Source organism: Paenibacillus sp. FSL R5-0912 (assembly GCF_000758605.1).
GTDB lineage: Bacteria > Bacillota > Bacilli > Paenibacillales > Paenibacillaceae > Paenibacillus_AQ.
This window is the reverse complement of record NZ_CP009282.1, coordinates 3,559,072-3,573,726: the sequence shown is the minus strand read 5'-3', so window position 1 is coordinate 3,573,726 and position 14,655 is coordinate 3,559,072. Positions and strand designations below refer to the sequence as shown.

The window sequence follows — 14,655 nt, the reverse complement described above, 5'->3', positions numbered from 1 at the left end:
TGTAATCGCTTACAATTACAGTATAATAAAAAATCCAAGCCGGTCTAATGTAGGCAGTCAACGATTATACATACTTTTGCAACGACTTTTTGGGCGGAAGTACAATAAATGATGAATTTTGCCGTTCTGTTTATTTTAACAGCCCAAAGAGACGGCATTAGCTTTAGCAGCCCTTATAAGGCTGTTAAGACAATGCCGTCTCAAACCATATGGTGCTATATCAGATTCAGCTGCTTATTTCTCAAGAAATCCTGTGGAGGGATTCGTAATGAAGAAGCCTTCTTGGGGAACATAGAAATACTGAATCCAGACACCGTCGAGCAGCGGTTGACGTGTATCCAGCACAATCTCGATACCTTTATCCGTGGCAACCACTTCATCATGCTCCGTCGGTGTATCAAGAGCAACATCATAGTGGCCGTGATTGCCGTGATCCTGAGTAATAATGACGCGGATCTTCTTGCCTTCCGCTTCAGGAGTGTTCAGCATATCCTTCAGAACCTTCGCAGCATTGCGGTTAACTTTAACTTTCATCCTCTAGCGACCTCTATTCTTTGTAATTTACAATAAGAATTTTATTATAACATAATATAAGGTGCTATATATAATTCACCAATAAATTGCGCCAGCTCTTAGTGCAGCAAAAAGAGAGCCGGGCTGGGCTCTCTCCTGTTTTCTTCCATTTTCCTTTGTGCTGCTGAGGATAATATCCGGTTTGAGCTTCAGGATCGCTTCCAGATCAGGTTCTGCCTTTTTCCCGATCGCAGTTACAACCCCTTCAGATTAAACGATAAACCTAATCCGGCTATGGCCACTAGGGTCAAACTCCAAAAAGCGGCATGGAATCCCTGCATCATATTCACCGGGAATGCGAAAGAACTGTAATTCATCGTAATCGTCATTATGGCTATCAGCAGAACCCCTCCCATAGAGCTGGCTAACGAGCGGATCGAAATCGTCATTGGAGAGGCATGTGCAATCATCTTGGGAGATACGCTTGCCATCGCATAGGCGGTAACAGGTGTCATAATAAACCCGATTCCAACCATTAGAAATACATAGAGCACAGCGAGTATAAGTATGGAGGAATCCTGGGATAACATAAGCGAGATTAGCAAAGATACCCCGGCAATGAGGGTAAACCCGCCGCGAAGCACCAGCCTCACTCCATAGCGGTCATATATTTTCCCGGAGATTACACTGGTACACCCCAGCAGCAGCGCACCCGGCAGCAGCATTAGACCTGACTCCCTTGGCGTCAGCCCCCGGACATTCTGCACATATAACGGAATCAGCAGCTCAGCACCCACCATTACGATGAACAACAGCACCCCAATGATTGAGGCGAGGCTAAAGCTTCTGTTCTTGAACAGCTTGAAATCAAGTAATGGAGCGGTAAGCTTCAGCTGACGCCTGATAAATAGAACTATGAACAATATCCCGCTTAGGATAGCGGCTCCTGCCCATATCCGCGAAGCACGTTGATCCCCTGCCAGATTAACTCCATATAGCAGACCGGCAAATCCGGTTGTTGAGAATAAAATAGATATGTAGTCCAGCTTCTCCCGGTGTCTCTCCCCCACATTCTGCAGACTGAACGCAGCGAGCAGCAGATTGGCTATCACTACCGGCAGCAATGCATAGAAGAGAATCCGCCAGGAGTGTTCCTGAACGACTAATCCTGACAGGGTCGGACCCAGCGCCGGAGCCAGCCCCATTACCAGTCCGATTAATCCCATAGCCGAGCCTATCTTCCCCTTCGGGAACACCCTAAGAATCGTTGTCTGGAACAGAGGCATCAGCAGGCCTGCGCCCAGGCCCTGAATAATACGCCCGCACAGAATCAAGATAAAGTCCGGGGATATTCCCGCGATCAGTGTACCTGCTGCAAAGGCACTTGCCGAAGTAAAGAATAAACCTCTTGTCGTGAATCTTCCGATTAAAAACCCGGCAACAGGCACCGTTATGCCTGCAGTCAGATAATATACGGTAATCAGCCATTGGGCCCTGCCCTCATCAATCCCCAAATCCAGCATCATTCTGGGCAATGCCGTATTCAGCATCGTCTGCATCAGCTGCCCGAGGAAATTCGCGATGACCAGCGAAGATACGATTAATCCGGGTCTGTTTTTTTCCATTCTCTCTCCACCTGTCTCGCTTTATTGGATATATTGAAGATATATTAAGTCCTTAATAAAAACGAAATACGCTCACCGCTTAACTTCTGACAGAATATTCCCGGTTAATTAGACAGGCCGTAAACCACTCTATCAAAGACTTAATGTATCTACAATATATTCAAAAGTACAGATTGTCAATCTGTACTTACAGGAGTCAGCATCGTAGCATTCTCGTTACACAATAAAATAGCAGCCGAGCAGTGCAGAAACACTGTTTGGCTGCTATTCTTATGAAGTCATTGCTGATAGCCTGATTAATCCAGCTGTGTTCCGCTGCTGGCGATTACATTTTTGTACCAGTAAAAGCTGTCTTTGCGGGATCTGGCCAGTGTGCCCTTCCCTTCATTGTCCTTGTCGACATAGATGAATCCGTAGCGCTTCTTCATTTCGCCTGTTCCTGCGCTGACCAGATCAATGCAGCCCCAAGGAGTATAGCCGATCAATTCTACCCCGTCCTCCAGCGCTTCTCCCATTGTCTTGACATGTTCCCGCAAATATTCGATCCGGTAGATGTCTTTGATCGAACCGTCCGCTTCAACGGTATCTACAGCTCCAAGTCCATTCTCCACTACCATCATAGGAATGCCATATCGGTTGTAAATATGGTTCAGGGACCATCTGAGCCCTTGCGGGTCTATCTGCCATTCCCATGCGCTTGCCTGCAAATATGGATTCTTCAGCCCCATCGACAGGTTGCCTCCGATTGCCTGCTGATCCGGTGCTGCGCTTACACAGGTGGATGAATAGTAGCTGAAGGTGTAGAAATCTACACAGCCTTCCCGCAGCGTCTGCCCATCCTCCCCCTCCACCTGGAGCTTAATATTCTTCTCCTTGAAGTATCTTGTAGCGAAGCCCGGATATGCGCCTCTGACCTGTACATCCGAGCAGAGGAAATTGCTCAGATTATCCTTTTGCTGCGCCAGCAGAACGTCTTCCGGATTACAGGTCAACGGGTAAGAACACATGTAGGCAATCATGCAGCCGATCTGGAACTTCTCATTGATCTCATGCCCCAGCTTCACGGCTTTGGCACTTGCTAGGAACTGGTGATGCAGCGCCTGATAACGCATTTGCTCATTGTCGCCGATTGCGGAAGTACCGAGTTCTGCATTGCCCTGTGGCATGATCGCTCCCGCCATGAATGTTCCGAACGGCATCGTCAGAATATTAATCTCATTGAAGGTCAGCCAGTATTTCACACTGTCCTTGTACCTATTGAAGATCACTTCACAGTAACGGACATAGAAGTCAATCGTTCTGCGGTCTGCCCACCCGTTATAGGCTTCAGCCAGATGAAACGGGGTTTCATAATGGGAGATCGTCACCAGCGGTTCGATCGGATGCTTTTTGAGTTCGGCAAAGACCTGATCGTAGAATTGAAGGCCCTCCTCATTCGGCTGCGCATCATCCCCATTCGGGAAAATCCGTGACCAGGCGATGGACAAGCGGAATACTTTGAAGCCCATTTCGGCAAACAAAGCGATATCCTCCTTGTAGCGGTGATAGAAATCCACTGCCTCATGGCTAGGATAGTTAGAACCGGCTTCAAGAACAGGTGTGATTCTTCTGGATATTATATGCGTTCCGGCAGTAATCACATCGGCAGTGCTTAGTCCCTTGCCTCCAGCATCGAATCCGCCCTCCAGCTGATTGGCAGCGGTTGCACCGCCCCACAGGAAATCCTCCGGAAAACTTTTGTACATTATGCTCATTCTAGTTCCTCCTCGTTTGGGGTTTCATTGAACAGATCAGATCATGACCGTCAGCAGATTCTCCCTGTAATCAATGCTCTTCAGGTCCGTCTCAATCACATCGAGATACTCTGCGGAATTCGAAATAATGACCGGTGTGGTCAGGGTATAGCCGGCCTCTCTGATCGCCGCTACATCAAACTCCATCAGCAGCTGTCCTTTTTTGACCAGATCACCTTGCTTGGCCTTAGGAGTGAAGTATTTGCCCTTTAATTTGACGGTATCCTTGCCCACATGAATCAGGATATCGACCCCGTTATCACTGGTGATCCCTATGGCATGCCCGGATGCGAACAATGTGGTCAGTACCCCGTCTACCGGTGAGTATACCTTGCCTTCCAGCGGCTCAATCGCAATTCCTTTGCCCATGGCTCCTGTAGAGAAGGCTTCGTCAGTCAGCTCGGACAGCGCTCTGATCTGGCCCTTCAGCGGACTTCCCACAGTCTCCTGCTTCACCAGCGTATTGCGCGGGGTGCCTGTGCTCTTGCTCTCAGCAGCCTCTTCATCCTTAAATCCGGAGAAGAATACAAGAATGAAGCCTAGAATGAAGCTGATTACAATCGCCGCAATTGCACCGTAGAAGCCTTTATCCATACCGTCCGGACTGATATAACTTGGAATCCCGAAAATGCCCAGCCCCCCGAGAATGTAGCCCTTGGTCCCCATCAGACCGATGATCCCGCCTCCTACTGCCGCAGCGATACAGCTTAAAACAAACGGCTTCTTGCGCGGCAGTGTAATCCCGTAAATAGCGGGTTCGGTAACACCGAAGACCCCTGAAATGATGGCCGGAATAGACAATGACTTCAGCTTGACATTCTTCGTCCGCAGCAGAATAGCCAGCACCGCACCGGTCTGAGCAAAGGAAGCACCGAAGGAAGCCGCAAGAATCGGATCATATTTCAGCACAGCCATATTATTAAGCGCAATCGGCACCAGACCCCAATGCAAGCCGAAGATGACAAATACCTGCCAGAACGCGCCAACCAGCAAGCCTTCAATAACCGGACTGAGATTGTAGAGGAACAAGGTTCCCTCTCCCAGCAGTTGTCCTGCCCAGGTGGAGATTGGACCAATCGCAATCAGTGCCAGCGGAACGATGATCAGCAGAGTGAAGAACGGAACCAGGAAGGTGCGCACCACACTCGGAATCACTTTCTTGAAGAAGCCTTCCAGCTTGGAGCCTACAAAGGTTGAGAGGATGATCGGAATAACACTGGAGGTATACGACATCAGGATGACCGGGATACCCAGGAACGTAATGTACACCGGTGATTCAAACACCGTTCCGCTAAAAAGGGTATACAGCGGCTCGCCGGCAGCTGTTATATTGCCGAAGGCCGGATACACCAGCGTTGCGCCAATCGCCATTCCGATAAAGATATTGGCGCCAAACTTCTTCGCCGACGTATACCCGAGGAAAATCGGGAAGAAATAGAACAGGCAATCCCCGAGCGCATTAAGAATCTGGTAGGTACCTGAAGTATTCGTAATTAGTCCCAGCGTCACAAACAGTGCAGTGAACCCCTTAATCATTCCTGTTGCGCACAGCACACCAAGCGTCGGAGAGAATACCCCGGAGATCATATCGATAAACCTGTTGAACAGGCTTGTTTTACCGGCAGCGGCTGCCTCTGATCGGTCTTCCTGAAATCCGCCAGCAGCCATAACCTGGGCATAGACCTCAGATACATGATTGCCGATGACAACCTGATACTGGCCGCCGCTCTGAATGACCGTAACAACTCCATCCATATTTTTCAGCACATCTGTGTTCGCCAGTGTTTCGTTCTTAAGTTTGAAGCGCAGACGGGTTATACAATGGGTTAATCCGTTAACATTATCTTTGCCGCCGACGTTCCTGATAATTTCATTTGCGAGTGCATCATATTTCATCCTAAACCCTCCCATTCCCAATTAAAAAACAAAAAACGAAACCACCCGGCATTGTTCTGCCGATTTGGTTTCGCCTGCATGACCAGTAACAATCCAAAGGTTTTATTCAGTTTGTCTTTGTGTTACCCGCTGAATGTGAATCGTCAAGTACAGCCTTTCCTCATCCAGAAGCCGGGTGTCCAGATATTGCTCAATTTTGAGTACACAGCTATGCGCCTTTTTGTATTTGGTCCGTACCTGCTTGAGCAGAAAATCATCAACCGACTCCACCGATTCCTTCTTACGTGACCGCTGGAAAAAATACCGCAGATGGGTAATGAACCGTTCATAGCTGACCGAACTCTCATCAATCTCGTTGTTATAGGAATACTTAACAATATTGAGAATATCATCGATCTGTTGCGTCTGTCTGGTGACATCAGCAATTCTATGACCGGAGCTGTTCATTTGCGCATTGATCAGATGCAGGGCAATATTGCCGGCTTCATCCTCCGGCAGGCGGATGCGAGTATAACTCTGAATGATCTGCAAGGCATGAATTGCGATACCATATTCCTTGGGATAACAGCGCTGTATCTCCCAGATGAGCGGATTGGTATTGCGGATCCCCTGGTCCCAGAGCCTTAGTGCATGGGTCAAATGATCCGTTAATGTAACATAGATATAATCGCTTAGGCGCACCTTCAGGGATTGCTTGGCATATTCGATAATATCGTGGCTTAAGGCTACATATTCGGCGGGCGCATCTGCCATTAATGCTTTGAATTTCTCCGAAGCATCATTCTGCTTCAGTACAAACGTCTTCTCAATCAGAGATACATCCACCGGATCGCCGGCGTTCTTCTTGAATCCGATGCCGCGTCCCATGACCACCAATTCATCTTTGCCTGAATCCTTGGCAATAATGGCATTGTTATTGAAAATTTTTTCGATAATCAACCCTCTGCCCTCCTTTATCCCGAATTTCATTCATCAATACAGGATGTAGACGGATTAATCAAGGATTCCCGCGGCGTCCCGCAGGCCTTAACATAAAGAAAGGCAAAACCCAAAACACGTGACCATGTTTTGGGTTTTGCCTTTTCAGTAACAATCCCAAATTCAGGATAGCACTCTATTTCACTTTTGGCAACAAAAATGTTTGCGCTTTCAATGAAATTCCGTCCGGATGACCGGAACATTCTGCGTATGCAAATAAGCAGAGGATTGATTTCCGGGTAATACGGAAATTAATCCTCTGCTTCATATTACTGTTGAATAAGAACTTACACGGATGATGAAGTGACCGACCGGGAATTTCTCCAACGCAGCTTATACAGCTCCGGCAGTACGACTCCGATCAGCACCAGAATCACTCCGGTCCACTGCAGGCCGCTCACATGCTCATGCAGTACGAACGAGGACAGCAGCACGGCAACCGGCAGTTCAGCGGCACCCAGAATACCAGCCATGCCTCCCCCGATATGCGGAACACCGATGGCGAACAGGACTGGCGGGATGAAGGCGCCGAACAATCCCAGCAGGAAGCCGAACAACAGCAGCTGACTCCACAGCAAACCGTTAAACAGGAAGTATGGCGGGAACAGGATGAACAGCAGCAGCAGGCCGCCGGTAACCATCCAGGCGCTACGGTAGGCAGGATGCGCAGCCGGAACGGCTTTGCCGCTGAAGATAATAAACATGGAGTAGCTTACCGCAGATAACAGCCCGAGCATAAGCCCGAGTGCGTTGAACTCGGCAGCTCCCTGATTCAGAATTCCGGCTGCCAGCAGCGTTCCCCCGAATAGCAGGATCAAGGTCAACACGGTGATCTTATCAGGACGCTGGCGTTTGCTTACGGCTTGGATCAGCACGCTGATCCAGGTGAACTGGAACAGAAGAATAATCGCGAGCGAAGCCGGTATATACCGGAGGGACTGATAGTACAGCAGACCGGTAACCACTGTTGGTGCGCCGGCGAGCATTAGCAGCAGTCTGTGCTTCCAGGCCAGCTTCATAGCCGGAGCCTTGCTGACAGCAGCCGCGGCCGCAGTATTGGCGCGGCTGCGCTGTTTGCGGTTCTCTCTAACCTTGGTATATAAGGCCAGCAGCCAGGCGAGAATGCAGCCGGTCAGCAGCTGCGTACCAACGACTTCACCCAGCTTATAGCCTTCTCCGTATGCTAATACAACGATTGTGGATAAAATGCCGTAGCTCATAGCGCCTATGAGCACGGAGATTAAGTATTTCATATCTTTCATTTCAATTATGCCTCCTGAATCTCTGTTGTGTCGGCCGCAACACGCAAATAATCCTAACTCCGGGATAGGGACCTGTGTATCAAAGTCCTTATCATCGTAGTTAGGAAGAGTAGGCTTCCTGTAGAAACCCTCGCCCTGATGTACCTGATGGCTGCGAGGTTATACGAGAACAATATGTAATTATCGGGTTGACGACTGTTCATATGTTACACGTCAAGTGAGCTGGCGTCAACCCTTAATTCTTAAAATTTGTGGAGTTACGGAACATAAACCTCTGTGACGGTATTAACCGTGTTATTGCTTACCGTAATCAAACAAGGAGGGGCAAAGCCGGTAAACTGCTCATAATACGCAATAAACTCCGCTTTACTGACGCTTTGGAGCGATCCGGGATTCACACGGTCTATCAGCTTCCCCCATTATTAACAGACCCTGCACAGTATTTCTCTCCATTTACGAATCAAAAGGAGCAGTAGCTAAATATACTCTTGGAGGGGGTGTTAATCCTGAATAGTTCCGGACCTGTGAAGCTGCTGGGCGTAATTGCCGGAGTCGTCATTCTGAACATTGCTATCTTATCGCCAGGATTACTCGGAGTAGCCATCGGCGGGTCCAGTGCTCTTGGAACTGCAGCAGGGGTAACCCTGCTGGTTGTCAGCCTGCTGATTGTGCTCTACGGGAGTTATACCCTGCTCTTCAAACGGGCAATTATTCCCGCTGTCCCCTCTCTCGATTCACGGGAAGACTATATAGCTGAACTTAACCGCTACCGTAATGTAAGGGTACTGAAAGAGGATGTCGCCCTGGCCCTGGATCAGCTGGTGCGGATGGATAAGAAGAAGCTGACGCTGTTGAATGTTCTTGCCGGGCGGTTCGAGCGGTCAGAGCTCAGTTTCCGGAAGTTCCACACGGTGATTCAAGACGTTGAGAAGCTCCTATACCTGAATATCCGCAGTATCTTGAACAAGCTAAGCGTATTCGATGCCGCCGAGTTCTCCCAATTTATGGATACATTCAACTCCGGCAGATTCACAAGTACATTCATCCAGAAGAAGAACGCCTTGTTCAACGAATATTTCACCCATGTCAAAGGCTGTCTGGCAGCAAATGAAGAGATTCTGCTGAAGCTGGACCAGCTGCTGCTGGAGATCTCCCAGCTCGGAAGTGCTGATTATGATGCCGCTCTGGAAATGCCCTGCATGCAGGAGCTGACCGCCCTGATCGGGCAGACGAAACTCTATCAATAGTGAATCAGTAGGGAAAGGAAGATGATTATGGCCAGGAAAAGCAAAACATTCATCATTCTGGGCCTCATTGCCGTGTCCGTCTTTGCGCTTGTCTACTTCGGAATCAGCCTGACCGCGAACATGGGCAAATCCAAGACAGAGATCTCTGCAGAAGATGCTGATAAAAAGCTGAACAGGATCTATAAAGATATTAACGTGAGCAGTACCGCACCTGTAAAAGGGCAAATTGATCTTGATCCGGCAGCAGTCGGCGATTCATTGCCCGAGATCTCCAAATTCCCGCTTTCTGTGAACAGTACAACGGACAGCTACGCCGAAATATTCTCCTCGACCGAGAAATCCGGCACCGGCAACGACGGCTGGCTGAATGAAGTGGCCAATGACTTCAACGCTGCGGGTATCCTCGTGGATGGCAAGCCCGTCTCTGTCAGCATCCGTAATATCGCTTCGGGTACAGCCGCGGATTATATCCGGTCCGGCAAATATGTGCCAGACGCCTACACTCCGTCCAATGAGCTATGGGGTGAAATGGTCAAGGCAAGCGGCGTCTCTGCAGAACTTGTATCTGAGCGGCTGGCCGGCAATGTAGCCGGGGTGGTCATGAGCAAGCAGAAATATGATCAGCTGGTCGGCAAATACGGCTCGATTAATGTGAAGACGATCACCGATGCCATTGCAGCGAATGAGCTCGCGATGGGCTACACTGATCCTTTTGCCAGCTCCACGGGATTGAATTTCCTCGTGACTGCACTGGGCTCGTTCGACAGTACGGATCTGCTGGGGGACAAGGCGGTTCAAGGCTTTGAGAAGTTCCAGGCGAATGTGCCTTTCATTGCCTCCACTACCCTGCAGATGCGGGATGCGGCGAAGTCGGGCATGCTGGATGCCTTTGTGCTGGAATATCAGACATATGTCAATGCGGCGGATCTGACAAGCGGGTATGTGTTTACCCCCTTCGGGGTACGGCATGACAGTCCGCTCTATGCACTGGGTGATTTGCCAGAAGAGAAGCTGGAGATTATACGCAAGTTCGCCGAATTTGCCGTGCAGGACAAAACCCAGACAGCAGCCTCGGACAGAGGCTTTAACGGTCTGAATGATTACAAGTCCGAGCTGGCTCCGGTGAACGGCTCCCTCCTCTCCTCAGCCCAGAAGCTATGGAAGGAGAAAAAAGACGGCAGCAAACCGATTGCCGCAGTATTCGTAGCTGATGTATCGGGCAGCATGGCCGGGGAACCGCTGAACCGGCTCAAGGAATCGCTGCTGAAGGGCCAGAAGTTTCTGGGCAAGGACAACAGCATCGGATTTGTCTCCTACTCCAGTGATGTGACGATTAATCTGCCGATCGGCAAATACGACACCAATCAGCAGTCCATGTTCGTTGGGGCGATCAATAGCCTGCAGGCTGCCGGAGGAACGGCTACTTTTGACGGAATGGTCGTTGCCATGAAGATGCTGAAAGAGGAACTCACGCTGCATCCGGAGATGAAACCGCTGATCTTCGTGCTTAGTGACGGGGAAACGAATGAAGGACATTCATTGGATGAGATCAGAGGATTGATTGAGAGCTACAAAATCCCCGTATATACAATTGGATATAACGCCAACATCAAGGCACTCGAGAGCATTTCAAGCATCAACGAGGCGGCAAATATCAATGCAGATACTGAAGATGTGGTCTACAAAATCGGCAATCTGCTCAATGTACAAATGTAAGTCCCATATTCCCGAAGGAGGGTTCCCATGTCATTCTCAATGGAAATTCCCAGCCCTGAGAAGCTGAAAGAGGCCGTCGAAGAGCAGGTTCAGCCGGAGCCGGAGGAAGTTACGCAGCTGAAGGAACAGGCGGTCAATAATGTATCCAATATTCTTGCACTGGATTTCGATTCACTGGAGAAACGCAAATCAGTGTTGCAGTCGATTGACAGCTTCGGGATGGGCACCATGCGCTCCTCTTCTGAGAAGAATTCACTCCTTCAGGTATCTGTAGGTAATCTATCCAAGACCGGTGATAAAGGCGGCCAGGTCGCCAGGGGATTAACAGAGCTGCATCTGCAGCTGAAGGATCTGGACCCGAGTGCAGTTGATTTCGCCAAAAACGGCTTCCTGGGCAAGTTCTTCCATCCCCTGCGCAATTACTTCGCCAAATACCAGAAGGCGGATAGTGTCATCTCCGATATCATTCTGTCTCTGGATAAAGGCAAAAGCGTGCTGAAAAATGACAATACCACCTTAGAGATTGAGCAGCAGACTCTGCGGGAGCTGACTAAACGGCTTAAAAAGGAAATTCAGCTCGGCATCCTCATGGATCAGGAGATCGAGACGCAGATTGAGGCGGCTAAGCAGCGCAGTGAAGACGAGGATAAAATCCGGTTCATCACCGAAGAAGTACTCTTCCCTCTGCGCCAGCGGGTTATGGACCTGCAGCAGATGCTGGTGGTGAATCAACAGGGGATCATGGCCATTGAAGTCGTAATACGTAACAACAAAGAGCTGATCCGCGGTGTGGACAGAGCACGGAATGTTACGGTATCTGCGCTCAAAATATCGGTTACGGTCGCAAGTGCCTTATACAATCAGAAGATCGTGCTCAAAAAGATCGAGCTGCTGAACCAGACCACCAACAACCTGATCAGCGGCACCTCCAAAATGTTGAAGGACCAAGGCGCGGCCATTCACAAGCAATCGCTCGAAACCAGTATTTCCGCTGACACCTTGAAGCAAGCGTTCACGGATGTCCTGTCTGCACTCGATTCTATCAGCACCTACAAGCAGGAAGCCCTCCCCAAGATGCGGGAGACGATCAACCAGTTCCGGGAACTGGCGGATAACGGAGAACAGCAGATCCGGCGGCTGGAAAAAGGCAGTACGCTGGGGTTATAGCACTACTGAGCACTACTGTTGTCAGCATAAAGTAATGGATTGGACTGAGCTCTAAAATCAAAACAGCGGCAGCTTAGGACAGAAAAATAGCGTCCTTGACTGTCGCTGTTTCCATAGATAACGTTATATCCTAGTGTTCACAGACATACGGAATACCGTTATTACGTGTTACCTCAGAAGCCGGCTTCGTTTAGTTTAACAGGGATGCCAAATTCCATTTTCCACTGTCCTGCCTTATGGTCAAGCGAGTTGGATAAGAAAATTTCCAGGGCTGGTCGTGAGACGTCCCATACATACGGGCTTAGAGGAAGCCACTCGGTGGAGACTAAGTGGAGCAAATCTTTCACCTTATCGGGTCTGTCTCTCAGCTGCACTAGGGCGTACTTGCCTCCCGGGATCGTCCGGACGCCTAGATCGCCAGTCGGTGTCATCCGGTGCTCCGTTGTAATGCAAGCATCGTACCTGTGTCTGCCATCCGGTGTAATGTAAGGGTCATCCAGGATGAGTCCGACAGTTAAGCTGTCTTTAGTCAAGGCTTCTCTCGCGGCCAACCACGAGGTTACATGCTCAAAGAGCCCTGTAATATCCGAATTAATCCTTCCTTCATTGATAGTCCCCCTATATCGGGCATAGATCGTATTCATCGGAGCGAGGCTCCGAATCTCGATCGGGAGCTCTGCCAGCTTGCAGGACAGATCGGTGGACTTTTCCAAGGTGACTTTAGCCCTAAACCGTTCGGCGATCGTCCGCAGGCGAAATCTGTCCCGGTATTCAGAAGCGCTGAGCCCGGTATGCTTGCGGAATACTCTGCAAAAATGGGCCTGAGTTTGCAGACCACAATCCAAAGCGATCTCAGTGATGCTTCTACCTGGATGAAACAATAACAGCTTGATTGCCTTCTCGATGCGGATCCGCTGGATAAACCCGTGCACGTTCTCATCCATCACCGTTTTGAACACCCGATGAAAGTGATAGGGGGAGTAGGCACTCACGTCCGATAATTCTTCAAGGGTTAATGACTCCGTAAGATGCTCTTCCATGTAGTTGACGACATGGTTGATCCTGTACCGGTATTCCAATTCCAAGGCTTTTGCCGCCACTATCCGTTTCCCACCTTTCCTTTATCCCATTCATAGGTTCAGCCTTATTTTTTATTATAGCAAGATTTGTTAATTCGTTAGCAAGAAATTGGAAGACGATACGCGCCCATTACACTACCATAAGGGAGTTCGACTTATAAACTTAAGGGGTGTGTTACGCTGTGAACAAATTATTCAGCTTTGCTAAGCTGGCCATGGTGGCTGGGGCAGTTTGTCTGATCCTTACCACTTCCGCTTGCTCTTCCGAAAAGTCCTCAACCTCTGTGCCATCCCTCAACAGCTCCAAGGTGATTAGCTTGCCTAATGGGGAGTGGCCGATCGGCACTCCAGAGCAGGTAGGGATGGATTCCAAGGAAATCGAGGCAGTGATGCAACAAGCCAAGGAATCGGCGGTTCTCTCCATGCTTGTTGTTAGAGACGGCACAATCGTCTCCGAGTATTACAAGGATGGCATGCCGGATTCTATGCTGGCTGTAAACTCCATCACTAAGAGCGTGACTTCGCTCTTAATCGGGATAGCTATCGACAAAGGCTATCTGAAAGGAATTGATGAGCCGATCGAGGCTTTTTTTCCCGAATATAAGGATTCGTTCGATTCATCAGCTAAGAAATCTATTACCATAGAGCATCTGCTCAGTATGACAAGTGGCTTGCATTTCCCGGAATGGACCGAGTGGAATTATATGCTCAAACCTATGACGGAGACCAAGGACTGGAACCAATTTATACTTAGCCAATCAATGAATGACGCTCCAGGTAGTATTTGGAATTATAATACTGGCGGTTCCCAATTGCTGGCGGCGATTATCAGAAAAACGACTGGAAAATCCGAACTCGATTTTGCCAAGGAATATCTGTTGGGTCCTCTCGACATTAATAGCGTAGAGTGGCCTAGTTCACCTGATGATTCGAATTCAGGTGGTTTCGGACTGAAGATGATGCCAAGGGATCTGGCGAAGATTGGCCAATTGGTGCTTAACCTTGGCATATGGAATGGTGAACGTATTGTATCGGAGGCATGGATCCAGGAATCGACCTCTCCGCATTCGGAGGGAAATGCGAATTTCGGTAATTATGGCTACCATTGGTGGATGAATCAGTACAGCGGGCACAAGGCCATCTTCGGTATGGGTTATGCCGGCCAATATTTGACCCTCGTACCCGACCTTGATCTGGTAATTGTCGTAAACTCGGCTTTCTCCAAGAGTCCCCAGGATACCCTCCTCCCCATTCAGTATATCGGGCGCTTGGTCAAAGTCGTGAGCTCTAATACTATCATTCAACACCAGTAACTTTTTGTCATTAATTGGTTTGTATATCCTTCCGCATTAATGTATATTTATACAGTTACTGTAATG

The 14,655-nt window shown here is 49.1% G+C and carries 11 protein-coding genes and 1 riboswitch; of the genes, 4 read left to right on the top strand and 7 right to left on the bottom strand.

The features are described from left to right. Window positions 1–234 precede the first annotated feature (234 nt). From R50912_RS15050 to R50912_RS15025, 6 genes are all read right to left on the bottom strand, one after another. Window positions 235–534 carry a heme biosynthesis protein HemY gene (locus tag R50912_RS15050; RefSeq protein WP_042136836.1) on the bottom strand — a complete coding sequence of 100 codons (300 nt, stop codon included), beginning with the start codon at window positions 532–534 and terminating at the stop codon, window positions 235–237. A 233-nt stretch (window positions 535–767) separates the two neighbouring features. Further along, on the bottom strand, window positions 768–2,138 hold the full coding sequence (locus tag R50912_RS15045; RefSeq protein ID WP_042236039.1) for a DHA2 family efflux MFS transporter permease subunit: 1,371 nt from the start codon (window positions 2,136–2,138) through the stop codon (window positions 768–770). A gap of 296 nt (window positions 2,139–2,434) precedes the next feature. Next, window positions 2,435–3,883 (bottom strand): 6-phospho-beta-glucosidase, encoded by a 1,449-nt coding sequence (locus R50912_RS15040; protein ID WP_442950518.1) that lies wholly within the window; start codon window positions 3,881–3,883, stop codon window positions 2,435–2,437. A 45-nt stretch (window positions 3,884–3,928) separates the two neighbouring features. Then, window positions 3,929–5,827, bottom strand: a complete 1,899-nt coding sequence (locus tag R50912_RS15035; protein WP_042236036.1) for a beta-glucoside-specific PTS transporter subunit IIABC — start codon at window positions 5,825–5,827, stop codon at window positions 3,929–3,931. Window positions 5,828–5,929: 102 nt separating this feature from the next. Beyond that, window positions 5,930–6,766, bottom strand: coding sequence for a BglG family transcription antiterminator LicT (licT, locus tag R50912_RS15030; RefSeq protein ID WP_042236034.1), 837 nt, complete (start codon window positions 6,764–6,766; stop codon window positions 5,930–5,932). Window positions 6,767–7,092: 326 nt separating this feature from the next. After that, window positions 7,093–8,058: an EamA family transporter gene (locus R50912_RS15025; protein WP_042242422.1), complete on the bottom strand. Its 966-nt coding sequence runs from the start codon at window positions 8,056–8,058 to the stop codon at window positions 7,093–7,095. 86 nt (window positions 8,059–8,144) lie between these two features. Then, a riboswitch (purine riboswitch) is annotated at window positions 8,145–8,254 on the bottom strand. Window positions 8,255–8,564: 310 nt separating this feature from the next. Between R50912_RS15025 and R50912_RS15020 the strand changes: the two genes are divergently transcribed. Genes R50912_RS15020 through R50912_RS15010 form a run of 3 tightly spaced genes read left to right on the top strand, consistent with a single transcriptional unit; the run spans window position 8,565 to window position 12,197 of the window. Then, entirely contained in the window at window positions 8,565–9,314 is a 750-nt protein-coding gene (locus R50912_RS15020) for a hypothetical protein (protein ID WP_231637859.1), read from the top strand. Window positions 9,315–9,341: 27 nt separating this feature from the next. Then, window positions 9,342–11,030: a vWA domain-containing protein gene (locus R50912_RS15015; protein ID WP_042236032.1), complete on the top strand. Its 1,689-nt coding sequence runs from the start codon at window positions 9,342–9,344 to the stop codon at window positions 11,028–11,030. 27 nt (window positions 11,031–11,057) lie between these two features. Next, window positions 11,058–12,197, top strand: a complete 1,140-nt coding sequence (locus R50912_RS15010; RefSeq protein ID WP_042236030.1) for a toxic anion resistance protein — start codon at window positions 11,058–11,060, stop codon at window positions 12,195–12,197. Window positions 12,198–12,370: 173 nt separating this feature from the next. On the opposite strand, the gene R50912_RS15005 is transcribed toward R50912_RS15010, so the two are convergent. Beyond that, entirely contained in the window at window positions 12,371–13,297 is a 927-nt protein-coding gene (locus R50912_RS15005; RefSeq protein WP_052416349.1) for an AraC family transcriptional regulator, read from the bottom strand. A 161-nt stretch (window positions 13,298–13,458) separates the two neighbouring features. Between R50912_RS15005 and R50912_RS15000 the strand changes: the two genes are divergently transcribed. Continuing rightward, on the top strand, window positions 13,459–14,589 hold the full coding sequence (locus R50912_RS15000) for a serine hydrolase domain-containing protein (protein WP_052416347.1): 1,131 nt from the start codon (window positions 13,459–13,461) through the stop codon (window positions 14,587–14,589). Window positions 14,590–14,655 lie beyond the last annotated feature (66 nt).